Origin of the sequence: Actinomadura sp. 9N215 (assembly GCF_044326345.1) — a bacterium.
In the GTDB taxonomy this organism is placed as follows: Bacteria; Actinomycetota; Actinomycetes; order Streptosporangiales; family Streptosporangiaceae; genus Spirillospora.
Genome location: NZ_JBIRBA010000018.1, coordinates 89,407 through 115,563 on the forward strand (window position 1 = coordinate 89,407; position 26,157 = coordinate 115,563).

A 26,157-nucleotide genomic window follows, 5' to 3' on the forward strand; every position below is an offset into this window, starting at 1 on the left:
TGATTTCGATCTGGACGGTGATTACCTCACCTGCGGGAGGTCGGGTGAACGGACGGCGCACATGGTCCATACGGGTGCGGATGACCGTGATGGCCGGAACGGTCACCGCCCTGATCTGCGCCATCCTGATCACCCTGGTGCTCGTCGGGGTGCGCGGCCAGACGGGCGACTACAAGCGCAACCAGGCCACTTCGGCGGCGCTGCGGGTCGCCTACGAGGTCAGGCGGGAGCCGGCGGTGCGGCGCGGGCTCGCCGGGCCGGACGACGTCGTCCTGCAGCTCCTGGACCACCGGCGTCAGGTGATCGCGGGGAAGGACGGGGCGTCGCGCATCGCGCCGATCGCCCATTTCCGCCCGGGGGAGACCGACATCTACTCCACCGAGGTCCTTTGCCCGCCGCAGGGGCTGCACGGCTGCATGTGGGTGGTCGCGATCCGCGTCTACCAGCCGACCGGGGACTGGACCATCTACGCGGCGACCCCCACCGTCCCCTGGTACGTCAACCCGAGCCTGCTCCTGGTCGCGGTGTGCGTGTCGCTCCTGGTCGTCCTGCTCGTGAGCCTGCGCGCCTGGGGGACGGTCGACCAGACCCTCGCCCCGGTGGACGCGATCCGCGCCGAGCTCGCGGAGATCACCGCCGGCGAGTCGGGCCGGCGCGTGACGGTGCCGGAGAACCGGGACGAGATCAGGCTGCTGGCCGAGGCGGCGAACGCGACCCTCGACCGGCTCGACAGCGCCCTGGCGCGGCAGCGCAGCTTCACCTCGGACGCGTCCCATGACCTGCGCAGCCCCATCGCCGCCGCGCGCGCCCAGATCGAGGAGGCGCTGCTGTATCCGGAGCAGACCGACTGGCCGAAGACGGGACGGGCCGTCCTGCAGAGCCTGGAACGCCTCCAGGCGATCGTGACGGACCTGCTGCAGCTCGCCCGCCTGGACGCCGCGGCCTGGCAGGACACCGAGCTCGTCGACCTCGGCGCGCTCGTCACGATCGAGGTCGCGCGGTCCGACCGGACGAAGCGGATCGTCCCGCACATCCAGGAGGGCGTGACGGTGCTCGGCGACCGGCTCCGGCTCGTCCGGCTGCTGACGAACCTGCTGGACAACGCCGAACGCCACGCCGAGGCGCAGGTCGACATCACGGTGCGCCGCGAGGACTCGGTCGCCGTCCTGGAGGTCCGGGACGATGGGGCGGGCATCGCCGAGGGTGACCGCGACCTGGTCTTCCAGCGTTTCGCCCGCCTGGAGGCGAGCAAGGCCCGCGATCCCGCCGGCACCGGCCTCGGCCTTCCCATCGCCCGCGAGATCGCCCGGCTCCACGGCGGGACGCTCACCATCGAGGACAGCGCGGAGGGCCGCGGCGCCCGCTTCGTCCTCCGCATCCCGAGAAACCGGGGCGACCGCGACGCATGATCCGACGCGCACGCCATGCGGCAAGGCGCGCAGGCATGCGGCAAGGCGCGCACGCATGCGGCAAATCCGACGCGCACGCATGCGGCAAGGCGTGCACGCCATGCGGCAACGGAAAACCCCGCGTAGTGGTGCACGCGGGGTCGGCCAGCGGGGTGCTGGAGGGGCCCGTGCGGGGACGGGCCGGAGCGGCAGGTCAGACGGCGGACTGGGCGGGCACGCCGCGCAGATGGATCCAACCTTCGGTCTTGAGCTTCTTCACCTTGCAGGTGATGGGCGCGTAGTCCGCGGCGTTCACGAAGCCGGGGCTGTGCGCGATCACGGACTCGTAGACGAACGTCGACGCGATGAAGCCGAGGTCGGCGCCGGTCGCGGCCAGACGGTCCTTGAGGGGACGCGCGTCCAGGAGACGCGCGGTGCGGATCAGGGCCCAGCCGGCCACGCCGGGCGGGTCGGGCATCACGGGCCCGACGTGCACCGCGACCCGGAGCTGGATGCGGACGGCGCCGCTCGACCGCTGGTTGTGACGGCGCAGCCGTGCCGCCAGCGTGGCGATCATGGGGTCGATCACGGCGGCGGTCGGCACCTCGGCCGGGACGACGATCAGCGCGCCGTCACCGCGGTCCTCGACGTGGCAGGCGTCCCAGGGCACCGCCGACTCGCCGAACGCCTCGCGGAGCAGCGCGTACATGGCGCGGCGCATTTCGAGACGGTCGAGGTCGTTGCGGCGGGTGTCGCTGAAGCCCGCGATGTCGGTGTAGACGATCGTGCAGTTCTGGCCCGCCCACGTCGCGCCGGCGGGCCCGGGCGGGGTGACGGTCATGGGCTGCGTCGGCTCGTCCTCGAACGGGCCGGGAGCGGCGTCGTTCGGCGACGGTTGTGCCTGTTGCGCCGGCTGTACCGGCTGCCAGGAGGCGTTGCGCTGGGGCGGCACCAGGTTGCCCGGTCCGCCGTACGCCGGGCCCTGCTGGACGTGATCAGCCCCGTTGGCCGGTCCGCCGTACGCCGGGCCCTGCTGGACGTGATCAGCCCCGGCGAAGGGCATCGGCAAGGCGGCGTACGCCTGCGTGTCGTACTGCGTGATGGGCACCTGCCGCCCCGTGGCGCTGCCGCCGTGCCCGTGCGGTGGTGCGCCGTACTGCGGGGCAGCACCGCCCGGCGCGATGGAGCGGTACTGGACGGCGGGGTCGTGCGGCGCGTTGGGCCAGTACTGGTCGTTCGTCGCGTACTGCGGTGGCGCCAAGGGCTGGGACGTCGGGGGCTGGGAGGTCAGGGGCTGGGACGTGGGGGGCTGGTGTGTCAGGGGCTGAGGCGTCAGGGGCTGGGGCGGCGGGCCCGTCTGCTCGGTCAGCCGGTCGTACACCTCCCGTTCCATGACGGCGACCACGCGCGGGTGGGCGCTCAGGTAGGCCGCGAACTGCTGGGTGGTCATGCGCAGGCCGCGGAGGGTGTCCATGGCGACGATGGTCGCGGACCGGCGGCGCAGCAGCAGCGCGGCGCGTTCGCCGATGATGTCGCCGGGGCCGCGGAACGCGATGATCCGCTCGTGTCCGTCCCGGTTCACCGAGACCCTGACCGAGCCGGACTGGATCACGACGGCCTGGTCGGCGGTCTGGCCCTCGAACCAGAGCACGGTGCCGACCGGGTAGACGACCTCGTCGGTGTACGCGAGGAGGTCGTTCCGCTCGACATCGGTGAGTGAGCCCCAGAAGCCCGGCCTCGGCGGCGGTGAGACGGGCCGGGTGGGGACGAGGGGTTGCGGGCCATTGACGTCGCGGCGCTCGGCCTCGATCTCGATCTCGGTCTCGGGTTCGTCGTGCGCCTGCCGGGCGACGTCGGCGGGGCCGGTTTCGGACGCGACGATCTGGTCCGGGTCGTGCTGGCGGGAATGGTCGTGCTGGCGGACGTGGTCGTCCTGGCGGCCGTAGTCGTCCATCAGCGCCCCCGCCAGACGGTCGGCCGGACGGCGAACAGTGGATTTGTGGGGCGGTGGATGTCAATGGTCGGGGAATGAAAATGAAGTCTTGACATGTCGAGAACCCCATGCCTCGAATCGCGTCTTCGGATGCCGCACGTCCGCTGCCTGGGATTCGGTCTGGCAGCGCATCGGTGTGGCGACCGAGTCGCATTCACCTACTAGCCCGATCGGCATGATCGCGGTTAGACTGGGTGAGTCCGCGAAGAACGTTTGGGCAGGTCAGCCCGGATCTTTCTGCACTTCGCAAGAGAGTCCGAAGAGGCCGGCCGGTACGATCTCGCGCGGTCTCGAGGAGTCGCTCTCCGCTTTCCCTCGATCGTCTTGGCTCGCAACCGGTGATCGGATGGGAAGCGGCGGGCGACTCTATTTTCTTTTCTGGTATTCCGAAATATCCGGCGTTCCGTGGCGTCCTCCCCGTCCGGCGCGTGTCCGGTGTCTCGTTGCCGGCGTACGTCCCCGTGTCCGCCGAGGGAGAGGCTCCGGACGGGACGCGCTGTCCGTCCTGGCCCTCACCCTAAGTGAAAGTGTTGCCTGTCGGAGGTAGCAAGGCGTCGGGTGGCAGGTCGGCGTCTGCTACTTTGCTACCTAGCACATTACAACATAGTCTACGGGCATGCAGCAGTCTGGAAGCTTCAACGTCGAGTTTCGGGCGATATGACGGGGCCGGCCCTCGGGGGTGAGTTCTCGCGGGTCCGTCAGGTGGCGCATTGGCGTGACGTATCGCGCAACATGGCGGGCTGCCAGATTGCATGCGGGCTGGTGGCATCTACTACATAGAGTGAGCGATTGAGATGACCAGTGACCAGGGGCCGATCGTCCAGAGCGCACTGCTGCGCGCCGAACTCGTCCGCCTGCGCAAAGAGAAGAAGATGACACAGGACCAGGTGGCGCGGCAGCTTGAATGGTCTCCGTCCAAGCTCATCAGGGTCGAGGGCGGCAAGAACGCCATCACCCGGACGGACCTTCAGGCCCTGCTCACGGTGTACGACGTCACCTCGGAGGGGCGCCAGGAGCGGCTGCAGTCGCTGGCGCGCGGCGCGCGCGAACCGGCGTGGTGGAACACGTACCGGGGCGAGTTCGACCCCAACTTCCTGAACTACGTGGGCTACGCGGCGGGGGCGGCCTACATCCGGCAGTTCCACGGATCGGTCATTCCGGGGCTGATCCAGACGCCCGAGTACGCGGGCGTGCTCGCCACCGGCAAGGTGTCCGAGCAGGGCAGGGCCCTCGGCGCGAAGCTGCGCCTCCAGCGGCAGCAGGAGCTCGCCAAGCGGCAGAACCCGCCACGCCAGCACTACATCATCGACGAGGCGGTGATCCGCCGCCATGTCGGCATCAAGGTCGATCCCGCCATCATGCCCGCCCAGCTCACGCGCATCGCCGACGACGCCGAGCGCGACGAGCTGCTGACCGTCAGGATCATCCCGTTCAACGCGGGCGCGCACCTGGGCCTCGAAGGGCCGTTCAGCCTCCTGGAGTTCGACGGCGACCTGGACGACATCCTCTACCTTGAGGGCCGGTCGGGCGCCAGCCTGATGCTCACGGGCGACGACGACAAGATCCCCGAGTACCGCGACACGTTCGAGCTCCTGCTGGAACAGGCGCTGTCGGCCGAGCAGTCGATCGCGCTGCTCCGGCAGACCGCCGAGGACCTCATGGCCTGACTCCCGCTCCGCAACTCGACTCGACTCGACCGGAGGTGACGGCCGCATCGGGCACCCACAAGGCGAGTGGCCTTCATAGCACGCAGAGTGATCTTGTGTTCCCTTGTAGGCGGGATAACTCGAACCGTTTACACTCAGGACCGGGAAATTATCCACAAGGTCGTGGTTTGTCGTGCCCTGCTTGGTGCTCGCCGGGCGGGTGTTCTTGCCCGATCGGTTGGCGAGACGGCACCCGCCGGCAATGGATGGAGGGTTGCTGGATGGTGTGCCGATCGATTCGCGGAACCGTGCTGAACTGGCGCAAAGCCAGTTATAGCCAGGATTCGAGCGACTGCGTGGAGGTGACGGCGCTTGGCCCGTCGGTGCTGGTCCGAGACTCGCGGGACCACTCCGCGGGCGTCCTCGCTCTCGATTCCGCGCAGTGGAATGCGCTGCTGAGCGCGATCCAGGCTGGAGATCTGGACGGACGTTGAGTCGCGCGACTCTTTTTCGCACCTTTCGCAGAAATTGTCGAACATGGCGATTGCCGGAAGCCTTGACTGGCTACTCTTGACAAGACTGCGGAGTTGGGATGGTTCGTCGACCCCGAGCGAACCCTGAATCGACCCTGAACCGTCCCTGATCACCCTGTCGCGGAGACGACGCCGCCCGTAACATGATCATCAACGGGTCGCCGAACCGCCATCCCGGCGCCCCCGACGAGACCGGAACCGCCCACCCTCGGACACCCCTGCCCGCAAGCCGGCCCACGGTCACCCGCCCACCGCCCGCCCGCCCGGCCACGCCATCGCCGGACGACGGGTGCGACGCCCAACCGCGCCATTGCAGGCTGCCGAACGAGCGCCCGGCCCCGCCATAGCCGATCGCTGTGCGACGCCCGATCACACCGGCGCCGCTTGGTGTGCAGCTGCGCGGCTACGCATTTGCCGGTCGCCGCGTGACGTCCGGTCACGACAGCGCCGAGACGGGGGAGGTCAGTAGAGGAAGGGGAGGGTCACGCCTTCGGCTCCGGTGAGGTCGTCTCCGCGGGAGCGTCCCATCAGCCAGGCGAGCAGCGACGCCTCCGCCCCCGCGACGATCACGTCGCCGTCGCCGTCGCCGTCGCCGTCGCCGTCGCCGTCGCCGTCGCCGGAGCGGACGTGGGCGGCGTTGGCGCTGTGGGCGTGAACGTCGTCGCCTGCGCTGAGGGTGCGGCCTGTGTCGGTGGCGTGCAGGCGCAGGCGTGGGGCGTCGTCGCGGCGGGCGAAGGAGGCGACGACGCTGTCGAGCGTCCGGGACGTGAAGGCCGCGGGCCAGTCGTCCGGCGTGAATCCGGCATCGAGGTCGACGTGGTGGACGAGCACCTCGGTGAGCCGTGCGTCGGTGGCGCGGGCGGCGGGGTGGCGGGCGCCCGATGTCCACTGGACGACCCTCTCCCACGCCTCGTCCGGCATCAGCGTGTAGGCGTCGGCGAACCGCTGGGCGCTGTCTTGGACGTCCGCGACGAGCGTGGCGGCGGGTCGTCCGGCGCCCGCGTCGATCTCGGCCGCGCGGGCGTCCATGCTCGGATACTCGTAGGACTCGACGCCTGTGCGGGCCCAGGTGAGCAGGCGGGTGCCGCCGTCGGCGTTCCGGGCGATGTGGGTGAGGACGTGGCCGCGCGTCCAGCCGGGGAGCAGGGACGGTGCGCGGACGTCGTCGTCATCGAGGCGCTCCGCCGTGGCGAGCAGAGACCGTGTCGCGGCGGCGATGGTGGCGAGGGGCTCGACGGCGGTCATGCGAAGGCGGACACGTGGGCTTCGGCCCATTGGCGGAAGGTTCGGGGTGGTGTGCCCGTGATGTCCTGCACTGTTGATCGGACGACCGACTCGTCCAGGGAGCCGTTCACGTAGAAGTCGAAGAACGCGTCGACGTATTCGGCGGGCATCTGCCCGGTCATCTCGGCGCGGGCCTCGTCGTCGGGCTGGGCCTCGAAGCGCAGGTCACGGCCGAGGACATCGGCGAGGACGGCGACCTGCTCGGCGGGCAGGAGCGACTCGGGGCCGGTCGGATAGTGGATCTGTCCCTCGTGACCGTCGTCCAGCAGGGCCTTCGCGGCGACGGCGGCGATGTCGCGCGGATCGACGGCGGCGGTGCGGACGTTCGCGAACGGCAGCCGGAGCGTGTCACCGGCGTTGAGCTGTGGGAGCCAGCGCAGCGCGTTCGACATGAAGGCGCTCGGACGCAGGACCGTCCACGGCAGGCCCGAATCGTAGAGCGCCCGCTCGGTGACGACCATGTAGCGGGTGACGGCGTTCGTCATGTCGCCGCTGCCCGCCGACCCGCCCGAAAGCTGGACGACGCGCCGCGCTCCGGCGCGGCCAGCCTCGGCGAGGACGCCCGGCATGTCGCGATAGCCCGGGAGGAGGAACAGGCCTCGGGCTCCGTCCAGCGCCGGGGCCAGGGAGGCGGGGTCGTCGAGGTTGCCGGTGACGTGCTCGACGCCGTCCACCGGCTCAGGCGGCTGGCGGCGGACGAGAGCGCACACGGGTTCGCCGGACGACGCAAGGATGTCGACCAACTCCGCGCCAATATTGCCGGTCGCGCCGGTCACCAAGATCATCGAGCTTCCTTTCCTCAGGAGATCGGACGGCCGTCACGGAAGACCCACCAGCCGTCCCGCCACCGGACAGGCGCGCCCCCCACACCACACCCACCGCGCCCACCATCACAGGACGTCCGCCGGGACTTTGGCGGCGGGGTGTTCGTCTTGTTCGTGGTGGGTGCGGCCAAGTGGGGCGGACGGGCGTTGAGTAGGCGTGGTTGGTGCAGTGTTCGGGGGCGAGTATGTGGGGCCGTGCGTGGGGCCGTGCCAACTCCTTCGTTGCCCGGTCGGCCGTCTCGGAGAGTGGGCCGCGCAGGACGTTGTGGCCGCGTTCCGGGAGGTGCCTGCGCGCTTCGAGGCCGACTGCGCCGAGGGGGTGCGTTGGTGGAGGGCAGGGCGGTGTCTCCTCGCGGGTCATCGTCATGATCGCACGATGCCGACGCGCTTCCGAGCGGGTGGTCAGCGGACGTTGCGGGGGCGGAATTGGATGCTGATGCGGGGGCCGGTTGTGCGGGTGCTTTTCGGGATCGCGTGCTCCCATGTCCGCTGGCAGCTCCCGCCCATCACGATGAGGTCGCCGTGTCCGAGCTCGTGGCGGATCGTCTGCCCGCCGCCGCGTGGACGTAGCAGGAGGCTCCGCGGCGTCCCGACGGACAGGATCGCGACCATCGTGTCCTCTGTGGCGCCGCGCCCGATCTTGTCGCCGTGCCATGCCACGCTGTCGCGGCCGTCCCGGTACAGGCACAGTCCGGCGGTGCGGAACGGCTCCCCGAGCTCCTCCGCGTAGTGGGCGTCGAGCGCGGCCTTCGCCTCGTCCAGGACGGGATCGGGCAGAGCGTCGCCTTCGTCGTAGAACGCCAGCAGCCGTGGCACGTCGACGACACGGTCGTACATGCGCCGGCTCTCCGCGCGCCACGGGACGGACGCGAGCAGCCGCTCGAACAGCGCGTCCGCGCCCGGGATCCAGCCGGGCAGGACGTCCACCCAGGCGCCGTGCGCCAGCCGCGTCCGCCGCGCCGAACCCAGCGGACGCGGACCGCGCTCGTCCGTGTCGTCCAGCAGCGAGGCTTGGAACATGTCCTCACTGTACCCGGTGCAGTCAAACATGTGTTCGAGTAGGGTGGGTGATGGTCGCAGGTCAGCGGCGGAAGATCACTGCGAGGACGCGTAGGGACAGGACGGAGCAGATCACCAGCCCGCAGTATCCGAAGAACTGGTAGAGGGTCACGTCCGAGGTCATGCTCGGCCCGCCTTTCAGGCCCAGCAGCATCACCGCCATCACTCCGGCCGTCGACGCGAGGACGGTGAGAAGCGCCTGCTGGAGGAGGCCGGTGACGGTCCGGCGGTCGCCCTCGTCCGCGAACAGCCGGACGTTCATGGTCAGGCGGCCCGCCTCCGCGGCGGCGGTGATGCGGTCGAGGCGGCGCGGGAGGCGGCGCAGCATCGGCAGCAGGCCGACCAGTTCGTCGGCCGCGGCCTCCTGGAGGGACGCGGGGCGGAGCCGTTCCCGAAGGTAGGTCTCGCCGAACTCCTGCGCCCCGGTGACGATGCCGAACCCGGGCGCGAGCTCGGACAGGCCGCCCTCCAGCGTCGCCAGCGCCCGGAACACCGCCGCGATCTCCGGCGGGACGTTCAGGTCGAACCGTGCCACCAGCCGGAACAGGTCGGTGAACGTCGCCATGTCCGGCACGGACCCGGCGCCGAGATGCCGTGCCATGAAAGCGCCGAGTGCGCGGGCGAGGGCCTGCTCGTCCAGTTCGTCGGGACGGGCGACGACTTCGAGGAAGGCGTCCGTCACCGCGATCGCGTCGCCGCGGTTCATGGCGAGGAGCATCCGCTGCAGGCAGCCGCGCAGCCCGGCGTCGAGGCGTCCGACCGAGCCGAAGTCGATCAGCCCGAGGCGGCCGTCGTCGAGCAACAGGATGTTGCCGGGATGCGGGTCGGCGTGGAAGACCCCGTCGAGGACGATCTGCCGCAGCACCGTGTCGAGGACGGCGTGCGCCAGTTTCGTCCGGTCCATTCCTCTCGCGTCACCTCGTCCGGCCTCCCGTCGGACTCCTTGCCCGGCCTCTCGTCCGGCTCCTCTCGCGTCTCCTTGTCCGGCCTCTCGTCCGGCTTCTCTCGGGTCTCCTCGTCCGGGTTCTTGTCCGGGTTCTCGTGCGGCTTCTTGTCCGGCTTCCCCTCCGGGTTCCCGTGCGGTTTCTCGTCTGGCTTCTCGGGCGTCGATGAGAGGGCCGGCCTGGCTGAGCGGCGTGCCGTGCAGGCGCTGCATGACCAGGATGCGGCCGGTGCACAGGTCGTCGTACGGGTGCGGGATGACGATGTCCGATCCGCGTGCCGTCACCGCGGCCGCCACCGACGCCATGTTGCGTGCCTCGACCCGGAAGTCGAGTTCCTCGCGCAGTGCGGTGGCGAACCCGTCGGCCAGGTCGACGACGCCGAACGCCTTCGCCCACCCGGCGCGGAACTGGAGCGTCCGCGCCAGGCGGCCGACGATGTCCAGGTCGCGCTCGACCACCGTGAGGACGCCCGGCCGCTGGACCTTGACGACGACGTCCTCACCCGACCTCAGCGTGGCGGCGTGCACCTGCGCGACCGACGCGGCGGCCAGCGGTGTCCGGTCGAAGGACGCGAAGACGTCCTCGGGCGGCGCGCCCAGTTCGTCCTGGATCACCTGTTCGATGTCCGGCCACGGGACGGGGGTGGCGCGGTCCTGCAGGCGTCCGAGCTCCGCCACGAACTCCGGCGGGAGGACGTCCCGCCGCGTCGACAGGACCTGGCCGAACTTCACGAACGCCACGCCCGCCTGCTCCAGCGAATCCGTGAACGAGCGCGCGAGCCGCTCCCGCCCCTCCTGCGACGTGGGCCCGCGGCGGGCACGTCCCCGCAGGTAGGGGCCGAGGCCGTGGCGCAGGACGATGAACGTGATCCGCCAGTAGCGCCGCGTCCGCGCCACCCGGGACCTCGCGCCGCCGAACCAGAACAGCGGCGACGGGACGCTCCCGGTCGGGACGAACGCCTCCCAGAGCACCAGCAGAGTCATCGAGACCAGAAGCGCGCACGCGAAGCCGAGGCAGACGAACCAGAGCAGCGGGGTCAGCTCCTGGCGGCCGTCGAGGTCGCCGATCAGCGCCGTGATGATCGGGTTCGCCACGCCCTGCCCGATCACGCCCGCCACGATCGTCCGGAACAAGGAGAACCGGACATTGAGCAGCCGCCGCGCCCCGTACGCCATCACGCACGTGTTGATCGCCGTCCCGACCACGAACGCGACGGCCGTCGCCGAGGAATCCAAAACCCGTCCACCACCTGCGAAGTCGCCAATGTCGCAGGCGACGCTAACGCCGCGTCCGCGCGCCACGCCTCCCGCCGCCGGGGGACCGGCACGCCGACGGCCTCCCACCCACGGGTGAACCTCCCGCCCCACCATGCCCCTGCCGGTCGGCCCGCGCCCCTGTCGGCCCCGCGCCGCTTTCGGCCCGTGCCCGCGTTGGCCCGCGCCGCTTTCGGCTCGCGCCCGCGTTGGCCCGCGCCGCTTTCGGCTCGCGCCCGCGTTGGCTCGCGCCGCTTTCGGCTCGCGCCCGCGTTGGCTCGCGCCCGCGTTGGTCCGCGCCCGCGTTGGTCCGCGCCCGCGTTGGCCCGTGCCCGCGTTGGCCCGTGCCCGCGTTGGTCCGCGCCCGCGTCGGGACGCGCCGCTTTCGGCCTGCGCCCGCGTCGGGACGCGCTCGCGTCGGAAGGTGTCTGTCGGGACGCGCCCCTGTCGGAACGTGTCTGTCGGAGCGGGCCGGTTGGGACGTGTGTCGTTGGAGCGGGACGGTTGGAGGGGCGGGTGGAGCGAGTTGGGGTGGCGGGCGGTGTGGGGTGGGACGTGGGGTTAGAAGTCCTTCAGGATTTTGGTGAGGAGTGTGATGGTGCGGGCGGGAGGTGCGGCGCGGATGGCGAGTGAATCCATGATCTCTTTGTAGCGGTCGGCTTCCCTGCCCTCCGGGTAGCGGGCGCCGGTCAGCTGTTCGAGGTACACGACGTCGTCCAGGTCGTGCTCTGCGAACCGGATGAGCGTGATCGGGCCGCCCAGTGCCAGATGGCCGCCCGCGGAGAACGGCAGGAGCTGCACCTTCACGTTCGGCATGCGCTCCGACACGGCGATCAGGTGCTCGATCTGGGCGCGCATCGTCGCGGCCCCGCCGATCGGACGGCGCAGCGCCGCCTCATCGATCACCGCCCAGAACCTGGCCGGGGCGACGGGGCGGTGCAGGATGCCCTGCCTGGTCATCCGCACCTTGAGGCGGCGGCGGAACTCGTCGTATGCCGCGTTGTGGTGCTCCAGTCCGATGACCGCCCGCGCGTAGTCGACCGTCTGCAGGAGCCCGGGGACGTACTGCACCTCGTAGGCGCGAATCGTCGACGCCGACTGCTCCAGGCCGACGTATTGCTCGAACCAGCTCGGCACCACGTCGGCGTAGCTCTGCCACCAGCCCGCCTTCTTCGCCTCCCGGACGAGGTCGATGAAGCTCTCCCTTTCGGCTTCGTCGTCCAGGCCGTACAGGTCGAGCAGGTCAAGGACGTCCCGCACCTTGAAACCGTGCCGTCCGAGCTCAAGGCGGCACATCTTGGAGGCGGAACCGCGAATGGCCGCGCCCGCCTCCGCGCGCCCGATCCCCTTTTCCTCCCGCAGCCGCCGCAGCCGCGCGCCGATCTGCATGCGCAAGGCGGTCGGACCGGCCTGCCGATTGTCAAGCACAAGATCTCCAGCGTCTCGTACGTCACGACAACCCTCGGAGGGTCTCACAGGCAATGGCGGGAGCGCAGGCGACTTCCGGTCAGAGATATGTAACTGCCGGCCCGCCGAAGAAATCACACCATCGTCGTTGGACGACCAGTGGGGATCGTTCCAGTTTCGGGGTCACCGGCGTGGAATCAGCAGATCGAGATCGGCTCTCGTGACTCGCGCGCGTAGCGCCACGCGGTCACGGTCCGTGCCCGCCGCGCCGACGATCTCGATGGCGCCGGTCAGCATCGTGGGCTGCTCCAAGGCCTTCGGCGGCCCCGGTTCCCGCCTTCGCCACCCGCGCGAACTCAGCATGCTCATCGCGTTCCGGTATGCGGCCTCATTCATGATTTTCAGTGTCCGCGCCCGGTACAGCAGCGCCGCCATGCTGACGCCCCATACCGCCTTCAACTCGGCCAGCCGCCCCCAGTCGGCACTCGCGGGCAATTCGCCGCCGATGTCGTCCGCCGGCATCAGGAATTCCGCGGCGAAACGGTGCGCCTGGTCTTCGACGATCTTCTCTCCGGGTTCGGCGTCGGCGTGCATCACCAAATGTCCAAGCTCGTGCGCGCCGTCGAATCGGTTACGCCAGTAATCGCCCTTGGCCGGGTTGAAGAACACCATCGGCCGCGGATGAACGTCCGCGCTGAACGCGTCGACCCGTTCCGCCGCCTCCGGCAGCACCAGCACGATCACCCCGTGCGACTCCAGCAGCCTCACCACATGCGGGACCGGCCCCGGCTCTCCGACCAGGGCTTTCCGTGCGACCTTGGCCGCCTCGACGGGACCGTCCCCGGCGATCTCGTCCGGCGACACCGCGTACTCCGGCAGATCGACCGCGGGGAAATCGACGAGGTCCTCCAATGCCCCGACCACATCCGCGGCGATCCGCCCATAGGCGAGTGCCTGATCCCGCTCGATCTGGCTGGTCGACCTCAACGACCTGAAATGCGCCCCGTCCAGCGAAACACGGCTGCGCCCGCCCTGAAAGAACTCGACGGGCACCCCGAGAGCGATCGCCAGGCGTCTCACCATCGGCTCCTCGGGCGCCTGCGCCCCGGCCTCGTACCGCCCGATGGCCTTCGGAGTCGTTCCCACGGCCTGCGCGACCTGATTCTTACGCAACCCCCTGAGCCGCCGGGCAAGCGTCAGCCGCTCGCAGTCGAACAGCACCCGCGCCACCCTTTGCTAGGCCGATTTCGTCTCCCCACGGAGCCGCATCGGGACATCGGCTTCCCGGTCGTCCCACAACGGCATCGTCCGCTCGACGAGCTTACGACGTGGATCGGGCCCAATGGCGTCGTCCAGCTCCCGCACCCAGTGCCAGGCCGTGCCGCCGTCCGCGTTCCACCTGGGCCGGCCCAGGAAAAGCTCCATTTCCAGCGGCTCATCGGTGGCGCTGTGCGCCAGCACCAAAGTCACCACGCCGGGCGTGTCGTGGCCGATGCCGAGCGGCAACTCCAACTGCGGATCCTCGACATATCCCTGCCGCGCCACGGCCTGTTTGGTGGGACTGTCCCGATCCCACCGGATGCCGCGGACGTTCCCGAACTCGTGCCGTTTCAGCAACACCCGGTAAGCCCTCGGCCCCTGCGCGGCCAACGGGGTGCCCGCTCGCGCGTCGCGGAAGGGGCCGAATCGCCACCCGGGGGACCCGTTCAGATCGTCCCGGACGACCTGCGGCTCGTCCTCGAAGACCCGGTCGATCCACGTCGCCAGCACGTCGAACGCGCTGACCCCGTACGACCGCTCCGTGAACCCCGCCGCCCGGCTCAAGGACCCCAGGACGGCCAGCGTCGCGTCCCGATGGGCCTCCCGCAGAGCGTGCAGGAAACCGGCCGCCAAGAGCTCGTCCCAAACAACCCTGTCCTCAGCCACCAGCCCACTCTAAGCAGCCGCACCGACAATACGAGCAGCGTTTCTTTACGAGCAGCCCTCGAACTGGGGGACCTCTTCGACCAGCCTGAGCCCGCTGTTGCCGAACCACTTCCGCAGCAAGCGGCTGGCCGTCCCGTCCTGGTACATGGTGGTGAGGGCCCGGTTCACCGCCTCGCAGCCGTCGACGTCGTCCTTCCGCAGCCCGACCCCGTACCGCTCCTCGGTGAACGGCGCGTTCAGGATCTGCAGGTCCTTGGCCGCGAATCCGGCCAGCACCAGGTCACCGGTGGAAACCGCGTCGACCACCCCGCCGCGCAGTTTCGTCACACAGTCGCTATAGGAAGATCCCGGAACAAGCGTTGTCGGAATGCTCAGCCCTTTGACCACTCGTTCCGTTGAGACCGAGCCGCTTGCCTGGCACATTCGGAGGCCGGCCAGGTCACGTACACCCCGAATCCGGGTTTCTCCACGCCGCACCATGATGTCCTGTTGCGCCACGTAGTAGGGACCGGCGAACGTGACGAGCTTCGACCGGTCGGGCGTAATCGAGTACGAGGCGAGGACGAGGTCAACGGCGCGGTCGTTCAGCTTCTGCTCCCGATTGTCCGACCGGACCTCTTGAAACCTGACCCGGGAGGCGCCGATGTGCCGGGCGATGTACGTCCCCACATCCACCTCGAACCCCCGGAACACACCCCGTTCCCTGAGCCCGAGGCCGGGCTGGTCGGCTTTGACCCCGACAACGACGGCATCGTCATCTGAAACAGACGCCCTCGCGGCTGAACACCCCACGAGCACGACACTCAGCAAGACCGCCAGAACAGCATGCACACGGCCATGCCTACTCGTGAAACTAAATCACGAGATGAACAGCAAATGATCGCCTCACAACCACCAGGTGGCCCAAGGGCACCAATTCCCAAAGCCCCAGCCCAAGGGCGCACTACACCAGACCACACCCCGGCACATCCACTGCGGTCGGTCGGTACCCGCCAGGATCGGGACCTACAGTGAGCGACGCCCGCTGTGGGTGGTACCTGCCGTGAGTGGTGTCTGCCTTGGGTGGTGTTCTGCGGGAGGCTTACTTGCGCGCGCGGGGCCTCCGCTGTCGGGTGCTCTTGACTGGCGCGGCCTTGCCGTCGGTCACCGCCTTCTCGTGCTGCTGCCAGCCCTGAAGCCATTTCCATCCGGCCCCGAGGGCCGCGGTGGTGGCCGCCACCATGAACGCGGTCACCTGATCCTCATCGAGCTGAGCTCCGGGGACGAGTTGCGCCACGACCCCGGCCAGCCACCCGGCCGCGACCGCGAACACCGGGGTGAACAAGGCGACTCCACGTCCCCACCAAGAAGCCTCGCCCTCCGGCTCCTCAGCACCAGCATCCGTTGCGACAACGTCACCCGCATTTTCCGTCATGCACATCACCCATTCCATCTGAGGACGGCCAGAAGAATGATCAGCCGTCCGTTCGCCTTTGTCATTCCCAGCGTGGCCTGCACCCTACACAGGCCGCTGCCCATCGGCCGATATCGGCCACGCTCAATGTCGGTATGTGTGGTGTTTGAGTCGTTTTATTTTCCGAGGTGGTGATCATTTATGAACGGTCTTGGTTGTGTGGGGGTGTCGTTCGGATGGCCTTGTTGATTCTTGGTCGGGATCTTTCGGGAGGGTGGTCGGGCAGGTAGGTTTTGTGATCGGTCGTGTGTTGGTGGTGGGGTGTGTCACGCTGGGTGCGTGGGTGGTTCGGTTGTGCTCAGGCGTCCTCGGTGGCTCTTTGTCGTGCTGGTTCCCGCCTGTGTTGTTGTGCTGGGTGGGTGCGGGGCCACGGTCGCCTGGCGGTTCGGATTGTTCAACTCGGATGGGCGGTTCGAGGACGTCGACGCGTGCAAGCTCATGCCTGCCGCCGGAACGCTGGCGGCGTTCGTTTCCAAGGGGGCGCGTGAACCGGGGGATTCCCGGCCCGAAGGGCTTCTCGGGTTGGGAGGGGACGCCCGGTCGGAGTGCAAATGGAGCAGTGTGCCGCGGGGAGTGGACCAGCCGTTCAGGACGGTGCGCGTCTTCGCCAAGACCGCGCATGCTACGACCGATCAGACCGGGCCGGAACGTGCCGTCGAGGATGTGGAGATCTGGCACGGAAACCGGGTGCGGCGCGGGCAAGAGGTGACGTCGGTCGACGTGGGGGAGAAGGGCTACCGGACGATCGACAAGGCGTCGTATGTCATCGTGATGGCCCGTATCGAGGTGTTCGACATCCACGCCAAATTCCGGATCTCCAATGTGGTCGTGGATGTGTCGGCACGCACCCATGACCAGCCGGATGAGAAGGAGAAGGCGCAGGTGGTGGCGCTGGCGAAGGTCGTGGCGGAACGGCTGAGAGCTCTTGATTGACGCGCCCGGGGCGGACGGGCGAGCACAGCCCGCGGGCGTCAGGTTCAGGTAGGGAGTGGGCGTCAGCTGGTGGCGGCGTGGTTCATCAGTTCCAGCATGCCGGTTTCACGCTCCTCGGCGGTCGCGCCGTAGTCGTAGCTGTAGGTGAAGTCGGCGTTGGTGAACTGGTTGAGCCACATCGCGCAGTAGTTGCCCGGCATGAAGCACGGTTCCAGTTCGGTGTAGACGCGCGTGATCTGCTCGGGGTGGACGCCTTGGGACGACAGACGCTGCCAGAGGAGATGTTCGGGGTGCTCGACGCCCACTTTGGTCTCTTCGGTTTCGATGTGTTTGCGTCCGTCCGGTTCCTCGATCTCGAAGGCCACGGAGGCGGGAAAGCTCAGCGCGTGCCGGATCAGTTCCAGGACGCGGGACCACCAGGATTCGTCGTCGTCCAGGGCGGGAGCGTCGATTCGGAGGAGGCGGGAGCGCAGTTCGCGGAACACGGTCACGGGGTCCTGCCGTCCGGGGGAGCGCAGGGCGGGGAGGGCCTGGTCCAGGGCCAGAAGTGAATCCAGGAAGGACGGGACGTCGGCGTTCACGTGCAATGGTGCGACGTCCGTCACCACGAAGCCGGCCTGGACGGCACCGGACGGGATGACGCAGATTTCGGCGCCCTGGTCGGTTCCGAGGCGGCACCAGGAGTTCGCGTCCGATGGGATATGAGCGGCGTCTATTGAGGCCGCGTAGTCGCCGAGGCGGAGCGGCTCATTGTCGGTCGCGGAGAAGTAGGGGCCCACTTGGGCGGGCAGGCCGTTGTTGAGCGCGGCGCGGGCGGGGGCGGGCAGTGGCGCGTCCGCGGCTTCGATATGCAGTAGGCCCTCGGTGCCGAAGTGCTCCGCAAGGCGGGTTCCCAGGTCTTCCGTCATGGCTTCAGTCTCTCAGCCGTCCCGCATAGGCTCGTGATGTTGACGGGAATGGAAGGGCGGGCGTCGGGTGGAGCCAGTCGAGTTCGAGCGGACGTTGGCCGAGGCGCGCAAAGCGCTGGAGTCGATGCGCCGGGGCGGTGAGGCCGCAGGTGCCGGACCTGCTGGGCAGGGCCCGGGCGCTGGGCCCGCTGGGCGGGACGCAGCCGCCGGTTCTGTTGAGCGGGACGCGGGTGCGGGTGTCGGGCCTGCGGGACGGGGCGCCGGTGCCGGGCCTGTGGGGCGGGCTCCGGGTGCCGGGTCCGTTGAGCGGGTTGCGGATGACGCGTCCGTCGGGCGGAGCGCGGGTGTCGGGTCTGTCGCGGGGGGTGCGGGTGCCCGGCCTGTTGAAGGGGGCGCGGGTGCTGGGTCTCTTGCGGGAGGTGCGGGTGCTGGGTCTCTTGCGGGGGGCGCGGGTGCTGGGTCTCTTGCGGGAGGTGCGGGTGCTGGGTCTCTTGCGGGAGGTGCGGGTGCTGGGTCTCTTGCGGGAGGTGCGGGTGCTGGGTCTCTTGCGGGGGGCGCGGGTATTGGGTCTCTTGCCGGGGGTGCGGGTGCCGGGGCTCTTGAGGGGGTCGGGGAGGCGGCCGAGGGCAAGGTCAAGGCGACCGCGGCCGTGGGCGGACGCGTCAAGGGCGTGGAGATCAACCCTCGGGCCATGCGGATGTCCGCGGACGAGCTCGGCGGGCATCTCGTGACGGCCGTGAACGCGGCGCTCAAAGACCTGCGGAGCAAGACCGCGGAGGCGGCGGGCGACGCGGTGGACGCGGTGACCCTGGCCGAGCAGGCCGAGGAGATCCAGACCGAGGGCCTGCGTCAGCTGGCGGTGTTCAACCAGGCCATCAACGAGGCGCTGGCGAAGGTCCGGGACGGTCGCTGATCCGGTGCAGGCGGAGCGTCGCCGTGCCGTGCGGGCCGGCGACGGCGAGTAGGCCTTCGGGGGTCAGGGCCAGGGCGTTGACCGTGAGTCCCAGGTTCATGACGCGCTCGTCCCCGGTGAGCAGGTCCCAGATCCTGATGTGACCATCGGTCCAGGCGATGGCGGCGACGGGGCCGGACGGGAGCCTCGCGAAAGCCGCTGCGGTGACGCCCGTGTTGCGGCGGATGAGCGGCTCGTCCGCCGGGCCTGGATCGTCCGCCGGGCCCGGCTCGTCCACGGGGTCCGCCGGATCTGCCGGGTTCATCAAGTCCGCAGGTCTCATTGGGTTCGTCGGGTCTGCTGGGGGTGCGTCGATCGGCCGTAGTCGTATCGTGCCGTCGGCGCCGCCGCTGAGCAGGCTGAGGCGGCCGCTGTCGCCCTGCATGCCGGTCACGGCCGTCACCGGGCCGTCATGGAGGCGGTGGGTTCTGACGTTTTGCGGGGCGGCGGGTTCCCATACGTGCACTTGTCCGGACGCGTCGCCGGCGAGGAGGTGGCTTGAGCCGGCGGTGCCGAGGGCGGTCAGGCCCTGCCACTTCCTGAGCGTGTCGCGGACCGTGCTCGCGCCGACCTGCTCGGGGCCGCTGTCGGGCGCCTGGTTGAGGAGCCCGCTGATGCGGTCGGCGCGGCTCTCGGACTTGGTGACGGTGCTGGCCCGCACGGCCCGGTGCGCGTCGAGATGCAGGACGGTGCCGTCCGGGAACCACACCAGGCCCCAGATCTCCGGCGCGCCGCCGGTGATGCGGCCGATGGGCGTCCCGGACGAGGAGTCGAAGGTGTGCAGGGCGCCGTCGGCGGCGGCGACGAGGAGTGCGCCGTCGCGGTAGGCGAGCGCGGACACCGGGCCCGTCCAGCCTTCGCCGCGGACGTTGGACCAGCCCGGCTCCCAGGCGGTGGACGCGTGCGGCGCGAACTGGTCGGCGAGGACGCCGTCCCGGAGCAGCTGTGCCGACAGCCGGAGGAGCGATGCCCGTTCGGCCGGGTCGGACGTGGCGAGGAGCCCGGGGCCGGCGGCGCGCCACACCGGCCACTGCGGTGCGGAGTCCAGCGATTCGAGGACGGCGGTCGCGGCTCGCGGGTCGGCGTGGACGAGCTGTCCGGCGTTCGCGATGAGGCGGTCGGCCACTCCGGTGACGGCCGCGTGGCGTAGGAGATACGCGGTGATGTAGGGCGGGCTCTCGGCCCAGAGCGGGGCCCCGGTGGGATCTACGGGGATCTGGGCGTAGAGGGCGGCGCCGATCGCGTGCTCGACTTGCGCGTGGAGTTCCGGCGTGCGCCTGCGCAGAAGCGCTTCGCGGAGTGGACGCGAACCGATCTGGAAACCGTCGTCTACGCGGCTGACGAGGCGTGCGGCGAGGTCGACGGCCGCGCGGGCCCGCTCCGGGTCGCCGGTCAGGGCCGCCGTCAGCGCCGTCCAAAGATCGGCGTCGAGGAGACCGTACGCGGACGCGAGGACCTCCAGCGCGGGGACGGCGCCGGGCGGCACGCGGTCGAGCCAGCGCTCGGCGACGTCCTCCGCCGCGCCCGCGGCCAGCGCGAGTTCAGCCATCCCGACGTTGGGAAACAAAGCCTCGGCGTGGGCAATGCCCTCGATGTGGACGAAGTCTTGGGTGTGCGGGGCGTGGGTGGTGCCCTGGGTGTGGATGGTGCGTGGGGTGGGGGTGGTGCGTGGGGTGGGGGTGGTGCCTGGGGTGGGGGTGGTGCCTGGGGTGGGGGTGGTGTGGGTGTCGTTTGGGAGTTGTTGTCGTAGCCATGCTGTGAACGCGGCCCGGTCGGTCAGGTCGGGGTCGTCCAGGTGGACGACCTCGGCCGGGACGGTGAACGCGGAAAGGGCCTCGGGCCGTCCCTCCACGAGCAGCCGGACGTGCTGTGACCCCAGAAGCGGGTCGAGCAGGTCCGTGATGATCGCGGGGGCGGCGGAGCCGTCGCAGGCCGGGCCTGACTCGTCCAGCTCGCCGATCACCACGGTGGCGGGACGACGGTCCGCCGCGATGCCCGCGACGACGACCTCCGGGGACCCGCCCGCGACCGACAGCTGCTCCGCCAGCGCCCACCCCAGGGCGTGCGGCGTCATCCCCCGCGCGCTGATCATGGCGTGGACCGTGCGCACCGGGCCGGTGTCGGTGAGCGCCGTCCAGGCCGTGAGGTGGCTCTTGCCGCTGCCGGGTGCGCCGGTCACGACGCAGAGCCGTGGACGCAGGACGTCGGTGAGCCACGCCCGGACGGCCGCGACCGCCGGTTCCCGGCCCGCGCCGATGGACGGCGCCTGGTTCATCTCGACCGGTGTCGTCACTGTGATCCGCTCCGTCAGGTTTCTGTGGCGCCTGCCGCCTGCCGCATGAGTTCGAGCAGGCCGCGTTCGCGTTCGTCCGCCGTGGCGCCGTAGTCGAAGCTGTAGGTGAACTCCGCGTTGCGGAAACGGCTGAGTCCCGTCCGGCAGTAGTTTCCGGGCAGGAAGCACGGCTCCAGCTCCGTGTAGACGCGTGTGACCTGGCCTGGTGCGATGCCGCGGGCGTCCAGCCGGTCCCAGAGGAGGCGTTCGGGGTGCGGCAGGCCGACGCGGGCCTGTTCCGTTTCGACGTGCTTGCCGCCGTTCGCGTCCTCGTACTCGACGGCGGCGGCGAACGGGAAGCTGAGGGCGTGCCGGATCTGCTCCAGGACGCGCGGCCACCACGCCTCGTCGTCCGCCAGCGCCGGTTCGTCGATCTCCAGGAGCGCCTGGCGCAGCTCGCGGAAGATCTCGGCGGGATTCCGGTCGCCGGGGGACGCGAGCGGCGGAAGGTACCGGTCGAGCGCCAGCAGGGAGGCAATGAACGCCGGGACGGAACCGTTGACCGTCATCGGCGGGGCGGTCGCGGTGACGAACACGGCTTGGACGTCACCGGCCCCGGTCACGCAGATCTCGGCACCGTGGTCGGTACCGACGCGGCACCAACCTGCCGCGTCGACCACCCCGCCGGACGCCTCGCGCGACGCCTTGCCGAATGTCCCGCCCGATGTCCCGCCGGACGTCCCGTTGGAGCTTCCGCCCGACGCTCCGCTCGCCGTCCCGCCGGAGGTTCTGCCCGACGCTTCGCCGGATGTCCCGCCGGACGCGTCGTTGAACGTCCCGCCGGGCGCTTCGTTGAACGTTTCGGCGGAGGCGGAGGCTGAGGCGGGGGTGGTGGGGATTGCGTCGGGGTAGCCGATGGTCGCCGCGTACTCGGCCAGGGCGAGTGGTTCGCCCGTCGAGGCGGTGAAGTAGGGGCCGACCTGGAGCGGTAGCCCGGGATCCGCCAGCGCGCGGGCCGCATCGGGCGGCAGCGCCCCCGTCCCCGGCCCCGTCCTGGCAACCGCGCCTGGACCTGCACCGGTGTCCGCTGCCGCGTCTGCGCCAGGGAGCTCTGAGGGCGGGATGCGGCGTACCCCCTTGGGGCCGAAGCGCGCCATGATCTCGGCGGTCATCGGGCATTCGCCTCCTCACCGGTGATCCGCGCCAGGGCCGTGGCGGCCAAGGTCTGGTAGGCGCGGTCGGTGGCGAGGACGTCCGTGCTCGCGCCGCCCGCCAGGACCCGGGGGCTCTCCGCGATCTCCCTGATGTCGGGGACGGCGGGGGACGCGTCCGCGCCGATCTCGCCGAGGCACCGCACCGCGAGCATCCCGGTCGGGGTCGCGGCGACGGCGTCCACCAGGTGGGGGAGGGCCCGCTCGACGTCGCCCGTGGCGTGGTGGATCACGGCGGCGGCGCCGGGTGTCGTCTCGTCCAGGAGGGGCAGGGCGGGTGCCGCGGCGGGGCCGAGGGCGAAGAGGCGCTCGATGTCCTCGTCGTCCAGGCCGGAGCGGATCGCGCCGGACAGGAACCGCAGCGGCTCCTCTCCGTCACCGGTGATCCGCCAGATCGCCCACGCCGCGTTCTGGCTGGCCTGCGGGCCGTGCTTGCGTCCGAGGAAGCGCCGCAGGACGGGGACGGCGTCCGCGGCGGCCGGGCCGAGCGCGGCGAGTGCCCGCGCGACATGCGGGACGGCCTTGCGGCGTTCGAGCAGGGAGATCATGTCCGGCAGGAGGGGCAGCGCGCGGTCGCCCCACGCGGCGAGCCCGATCATGACGTTCGTCAGGTGGTTGCCCGCGAAGCCGGTGCCCTTCTTCGGCTCGTCCAGGAACTCGCGGACGGGGCCGAGGAGCGCGTCGGCGTGCTCCTTCATACCGGCGAGCGCCGGGGCCGGGTTGAACGACAGGCGAGGTTCGGCCAGGTCGGCGGCCAGGGCGGGGACGCACCGCGCGTCGCCCGCCCGGCCGAGCGCCTCCAGCGCGCTGCCCGCGATCAGGTCATACGGGTGGTCGAGGCCGGACGTGCCCAGGAGGGCGGGGAGCCGATCGGTGACGAGGGCGATGTCGGGGCCGCCCTGCTTGATCTCCCAGACGGCCTCTTTGACGACCTCGGCCTCGGCCTCGGTGTCGGCGTCGGTGAGCAGGTCGGCGAGCGGCGGGAGGAGCCCTGCCGCGCCCGCCCGCCACGTGCGCATGACCTGCCCCGCCCGGTGGACGGCCTGCACGCGCTTCTCGGTGCTGGCGGCCGCGCCTGTCCTGTCGGTGACGTCGGTGACGCCGGTGACGTCGGGGCTTCCGGGGGTGAGTGCGTCGCGGGCCAGGCGGATCTGCGGACCGGGGTGGTCGTCCAGCGCGGAGGTCAGGAATCCGGTGCGGCCGCCGTCGAGGACCCACAGTTGGCCGTCCAGCGCCGACTCGTCCGCCTGGATCTCCGCCGTGATGGCTTGCAGGTGGTCGTCGTCCAGGTCGTCCGCACCGCACCACACCAGCGCCACCGCGGCGGCGGCCCGGACCTCGCGCCGCGCGTCGGCGCCGCGCTCCCGGAACCAGTCGAGCGGTGGTTCGGCCCTGTCCGTGCAGATGTCGCCGACGGCGAGGACCATGCTTGCGGCGGCGCCCGCGTCCTCCTCCGCGCCGGCGGCCTCCCGGAGGCGCGGCACCGGGTCGGGGTCGTGCTCGGGGAAGTCGGCGAGGACGAACGGAGCCGCGGCGCGGACGGCGGGGTCGCCGTCGTCCAGCAGGCTCATCAGCGTCGGGACGCCCGCCTCGACGGCGGCGCGCGCGGCCCGCGCCCACTCCAGGACGGTCGCGAGATCGGGCTCGTCGTACTCGGCGTCGTCGTGGTCCTCCAGGTCCCAGACGGCCGCGGCGATGTCGGAGAGCAGCCCGAGGATTCGCGGACGGTGGTGCGTGCCCGGGTTCGAGACGAGCTCGTACAGGACGCCGACCGCCGGGACCGTCGCCGGATACACCCAGCCCTGGTGGTAGATGGTGCCGGACAAGTCGTACAAGGCGCGTTCGACCGCCGCCGGGTCGTCCGATCCGACCTGCTCTAGCGTGTCCGGCAGGTTCGTCGCGGCGCCGTAGGCGTGGGTCAGGCCCGCCCAGTCGGCCGCGTCACGGAATCCGCCGCTCATCCCCGTCCCCCGGAAGGTTCTCTGAAACGTCCTCGCCCGGCCGCCTCACCGAAGCGCCCTTTGGCCTGCTCGCCGAAGCGTCCCGTGGTCTGCTCGCCGAAGCGTCCCGTGGTCTGCTCGCCGAAGCGTTCCTTGGCCTGTTCACTGACGCGGCCCGGGGCCTGTTCGCTGACGCGGCCCGTGGCTCGTCCGCGAGGTGCTCCCGGCCTGTTCCTTAGTGCGCTCTCTGGCCTGTTCCCCGGAGCGGCGCCGGGCACGCGTGCGTCGGCCGTGAGATGGGTGATCACGTCAGCAGTCCCCCGGCATGTCTCTTGACCGAGGAGTTCGCGCTGGACTTGGAACCGGGCACGTCATTGTCGTAAGGATAGCTGTAGGTCACGTCGAGCTTGTTATTGAAGTATCTGGGGATCCATTCCTCGCACCAGGCGCCGGGAATGTCGCACGGCTGGCGTTCGGTATAGACCTCCTTGAGCTTGCCGCCGCGCTCCAGGATCTCCATGCCCGCGCGCTTCTCCGAGTGCCGCCCGTCGCTGCGCGCGACCATGATGCGCTCATCGCCGTTCTTGTCGATGTAGCGGAATGCCGCGTAGTTGCGGCCCGAGCCGTCACCGGAATGGCGGCGTGCGTCGTCCACAGCGCGGGCCAGGTCGTTGCTGTCGCGGTCGACCTTTCGGGTTCTGACATTGGGACCGGTCTGGCCTTTCTCGCCGTCCTTCCGGTCCTTCATGTGGTACTTCTTGGAGAGGTCGCCCTCGCGGGACTTGTTCGGATGGATCAGCTCGTACTCGCGGCTCCGGCCGCTCCGGCTGCGGAACGTCCGGGTCTCCGACAGCACTTTCGAGATGACCTTCGCACCGGCCGGATTTCCCCGGCCGCCGCTGCTTCCGCCCCGGTTGCCCCGGCCGTGTCTAGCCATTGAGCAGCGCCTCCACCGCCATGCCGAGGAGCTGGTCGATGATCGCACCCGTGATCATCTTGAAGATGGGGATCTCGGCCAGCGAGGCGCCGAACGTGACCACCGCGGTCGCGATGGCCTGCGCGATCTGGATCGCCAGGATGATGAGCTGGACGATCACGTTGATCTTCAGGACGAGGACGACGACCCCGGCGATCAGCAGCCCCGCGCCGACCAGCATGCAGTCTGTCGCGGCGTCCCGGATGTTCGCGGACGCGGCCTCGTCGTTCGTCCACTCCTTCTGGAAGGCCTCGAAATCGTCGCCCTTGTTGGCCGTCCAGACGCCCTGCGCCACCGAATCGGCGCTGGACGACGTCGACTGGAGCGTCCCGCCGAACGACATCCAGGTGCCGCCCATCTCCATCAGTTTCGTCTCGTCTGCCTCCGGCCAGGTGTAGCCGAGCATTCCGAGCAGGCTGATGAGTTCGCCGGGCAGTTGCAGGCCCATGACCTACCCCACCTACCCCAGTGCCTTGCTGATGGTGTTCACCGTCTGGACGTTCGACTGCTCCATCTTGGTGTAGTTCTTCGCGACCGCTTCGAGCGCCTTGACCCGCTCGTCCAGCTCCTCGACGTTCTCCTTGAAGCATTTCATCGCCGCCTCGAAACAGGCGCCGTGCGCGATTCCGATGAGCATTCCGATATCGTCGCCGCCCCAGGGCTCGCCATAACCGGAGATCTGCGACTCGAACTGCTGCACCTGCTGGTTGAACTCGTCCGCGACCTGGCCGAGTCGTTCGGCGGACGAGGTGAGCTGGTCGGGTGATACCTGGAAGCCGTCGGTCATCGCCGTCCTCCGTGAAGCTGAGCCATCAAGTCCGAAATCGACTGGGTCATCTGCCGCATTTGACGCATGCTCAGGTCCTGGAGTTCGCGGGCCTGCGCCGTGAGCCGCTCGGTGTCCGCGCCTGAGGGCAGCCCCGCCGGATCGGCCCGGAGCTCCTGGAACGCGGCGTTCACCGCCGCCGCGACATGCTCGCCGATCTCCCCGGAGGACAGCCTCATCGCGCGCGGCGCGAGCTCGATGCTCTCGACCTCCCCGTCCGCCGACACGGTCGCCCGGACCAGCCCCCCGGCCGCCTCGCCGTGCCCTTTGGCGGACGGCGCGCCGGGACGCGCACCGCTGTTTCCGGCCATCGTCCCCAACGCGGCGCGTGCCTCGTTGAGCAGATGTTCCAGCTCACCACCCGGGATCCCCGCCATCGAGCGCCTCCGCTGCTAGGTCGCTTGGGAGATCATAATCAATCGGTCCAAA

General features: G+C 70.1%; 23 protein-coding genes. 5 read left to right on the forward strand and 18 right to left on the reverse strand.

What is annotated here, in order from left to right; genetic code table 11:
* The first annotated feature begins 80 nt into the window (after positions 1–80).
* Positions 81–1,409, forward strand: coding sequence for a sensor histidine kinase (locus ACH34T_RS27455; protein WP_396023886.1), 1,329 nt, complete (start codon positions 81–83; stop codon positions 1,407–1,409).
* 193 nt (positions 1,410–1,602) lie between these two features.
* On the opposite strand, the gene ACH34T_RS27460 is transcribed toward ACH34T_RS27455, so the two are convergent.
* The gene (locus tag ACH34T_RS27460; RefSeq protein ID WP_396023799.1) at positions 1,603–3,342 is read right to left on the reverse strand and encodes a cyclic nucleotide-binding domain-containing protein; all 1,740 of its coding nucleotides are present in this window, start codon (positions 3,340–3,342) and stop codon (positions 1,603–1,605) included.
* 833 nt (positions 3,343–4,175) lie between these two features.
* Here ACH34T_RS27460 and ACH34T_RS27465 point away from each other — a divergent pair.
* Both ACH34T_RS27465 and ACH34T_RS27470 read left to right on the forward strand, forming a co-directional pair.
* A complete protein-coding gene (locus tag ACH34T_RS27465; RefSeq protein ID WP_396023800.1) occupies positions 4,176–5,048 on the forward strand; it encodes a helix-turn-helix domain-containing protein in 873 nt (290 codons plus the stop codon).
* Between the two features lie 260 nt (positions 5,049–5,308).
* The gene (locus ACH34T_RS27470; protein WP_396023801.1) at positions 5,309–5,521 is read left to right on the forward strand and encodes a DUF397 domain-containing protein; all 213 of its coding nucleotides are present in this window, start codon (positions 5,309–5,311) and stop codon (positions 5,519–5,521) included.
* A gap of 501 nt (positions 5,522–6,022) precedes the next feature.
* Here ACH34T_RS27470 and ACH34T_RS27475 read toward each other — a convergent pair.
* From ACH34T_RS27475 to ACH34T_RS27515, 9 genes are all read right to left on the reverse strand, one after another.
* Positions 6,023–6,805, reverse strand: a complete 783-nt coding sequence (locus tag ACH34T_RS27475; protein WP_396023802.1) for a maleylpyruvate isomerase family mycothiol-dependent enzyme — start codon at positions 6,803–6,805, stop codon at positions 6,023–6,025.
* Positions 6,802–7,629 carry an NAD(P)H-binding protein gene (locus ACH34T_RS27480; RefSeq protein ID WP_396023803.1) on the reverse strand — a complete coding sequence of 276 codons (828 nt, stop codon included), beginning with the start codon at positions 7,627–7,629 and terminating at the stop codon, positions 6,802–6,804. Before ACH34T_RS27480 ends, ACH34T_RS27475 begins: the two co-directional genes overlap by 4 nt.
* Positions 7,630–8,070: 441 nt before the next feature.
* Positions 8,071–8,688 (reverse strand): alpha-ketoglutarate-dependent dioxygenase AlkB, encoded by a 618-nt coding sequence (locus ACH34T_RS27485; protein WP_396023804.1) that lies wholly within the window; start codon positions 8,686–8,688, stop codon positions 8,071–8,073.
* A 61-nt stretch (positions 8,689–8,749) separates the two neighbouring features.
* The gene (locus ACH34T_RS27490; protein ID WP_396023805.1) at positions 8,750–10,906 is read right to left on the reverse strand and encodes an AarF/UbiB family protein; all 2,157 of its coding nucleotides are present in this window, start codon (positions 10,904–10,906) and stop codon (positions 8,750–8,752) included.
* Between the two features lie 579 nt (positions 10,907–11,485).
* Positions 11,486–12,352 carry a helix-turn-helix domain-containing protein gene (locus ACH34T_RS27495; protein ID WP_396023806.1) on the reverse strand — a complete coding sequence of 289 codons (867 nt, stop codon included), beginning with the start codon at positions 12,350–12,352 and terminating at the stop codon, positions 11,486–11,488.
* Positions 12,353–12,514: 162 nt separating this feature from the next.
* A complete protein-coding gene (locus ACH34T_RS27500; protein WP_396023807.1) occupies positions 12,515–13,552 on the reverse strand; it encodes an XRE family transcriptional regulator in 1,038 nt (345 codons plus the stop codon).
* A 15-nt stretch (positions 13,553–13,567) separates the two neighbouring features.
* Positions 13,568–14,257 (reverse strand): hypothetical protein, encoded by a 690-nt coding sequence (locus ACH34T_RS27505; protein WP_396023808.1) that lies wholly within the window; start codon positions 14,255–14,257, stop codon positions 13,568–13,570.
* A gap of 45 nt (positions 14,258–14,302) precedes the next feature.
* A complete protein-coding gene (locus tag ACH34T_RS27510; RefSeq protein ID WP_396023809.1) occupies positions 14,303–15,088 on the reverse strand; it encodes a glutamate ABC transporter substrate-binding protein in 786 nt (261 codons plus the stop codon).
* A 250-nt stretch (positions 15,089–15,338) separates the two neighbouring features.
* Entirely contained in the window at positions 15,339–15,581 is a 243-nt protein-coding gene (locus ACH34T_RS27515; protein WP_396023810.1) for a hypothetical protein, read from the reverse strand.
* A gap of 453 nt (positions 15,582–16,034) precedes the next feature.
* Here ACH34T_RS27515 and ACH34T_RS27520 point away from each other — a divergent pair, with 453 nt between their 5' ends.
* Positions 16,035–16,643 (forward strand): hypothetical protein, encoded by a 609-nt coding sequence (locus tag ACH34T_RS27520; protein ID WP_396023811.1) that lies wholly within the window; start codon positions 16,035–16,037, stop codon positions 16,641–16,643.
* Positions 16,644–16,705: 62 nt separating this feature from the next.
* Here ACH34T_RS27520 and ACH34T_RS27525 read toward each other — a convergent pair whose 3' ends face one another.
* A complete protein-coding gene (locus tag ACH34T_RS27525; RefSeq protein WP_396023812.1) occupies positions 16,706–17,551 on the reverse strand; it encodes a nucleic acid/nucleotide deaminase domain-containing protein in 846 nt (281 codons plus the stop codon).
* Positions 17,552–17,675: 124 nt separating this feature from the next.
* Here ACH34T_RS27525 and ACH34T_RS27530 point away from each other — a divergent pair, with 124 nt between their 5' ends.
* Positions 17,676–18,464: a YbaB/EbfC family nucleoid-associated protein gene (locus ACH34T_RS27530; protein WP_396023887.1), complete on the forward strand. Its 789-nt coding sequence runs from the start codon at positions 17,676–17,678 to the stop codon at positions 18,462–18,464.
* Here ACH34T_RS27530 and ACH34T_RS27535 read toward each other — a convergent pair.
* From ACH34T_RS27535 to ACH34T_RS27565, 7 genes are all read right to left on the reverse strand, one after another.
* Positions 18,427–20,796 (reverse strand): hypothetical protein, encoded by a 2,370-nt coding sequence (locus ACH34T_RS27535; protein WP_396023813.1) that lies wholly within the window; start codon positions 20,794–20,796, stop codon positions 18,427–18,429. The genes ACH34T_RS27530 and ACH34T_RS27535 overlap by 38 nt on opposite strands.
* 14 nt (positions 20,797–20,810) lie before the next feature.
* Positions 20,811–21,947, reverse strand: coding sequence for a nucleic acid/nucleotide deaminase domain-containing protein (locus ACH34T_RS27540; RefSeq protein WP_396023814.1), 1,137 nt, complete (start codon positions 21,945–21,947; stop codon positions 20,811–20,813).
* Positions 21,944–23,947, reverse strand: coding sequence for a HEAT repeat domain-containing protein (locus tag ACH34T_RS27545; RefSeq protein ID WP_396023815.1), 2,004 nt, complete (start codon positions 23,945–23,947; stop codon positions 21,944–21,946). Before ACH34T_RS27545 ends, ACH34T_RS27540 begins: the two co-directional genes overlap by 4 nt.
* A gap of 283 nt (positions 23,948–24,230) precedes the next feature.
* On the reverse strand, positions 24,231–24,782 hold the full coding sequence (locus ACH34T_RS27550; RefSeq protein ID WP_396023816.1) for a nucleic acid/nucleotide deaminase domain-containing protein: 552 nt from the start codon (positions 24,780–24,782) through the stop codon (positions 24,231–24,233).
* Between the two features lie 73 nt (positions 24,783–24,855).
* Positions 24,856–25,350: a hypothetical protein gene (locus ACH34T_RS27555; protein ID WP_396023818.1), complete on the reverse strand. Its 495-nt coding sequence runs from the start codon at positions 25,348–25,350 to the stop codon at positions 24,856–24,858.
* Positions 25,351–25,362: 12 nt separating this feature from the next.
* A complete protein-coding gene (locus ACH34T_RS27560; protein WP_396023819.1) occupies positions 25,363–25,689 on the reverse strand; it encodes a WXG100 family type VII secretion target in 327 nt (108 codons plus the stop codon).
* On the reverse strand, positions 25,686–26,105 hold the full coding sequence (locus ACH34T_RS27565) for a YbaB/EbfC family nucleoid-associated protein (RefSeq protein ID WP_396023820.1): 420 nt from the start codon (positions 26,103–26,105) through the stop codon (positions 25,686–25,688). The genes ACH34T_RS27560 and ACH34T_RS27565 overlap by 4 nt, the downstream gene beginning before the upstream one ends.
* Between the last annotated feature and the right edge of the window lie 52 nt (positions 26,106–26,157).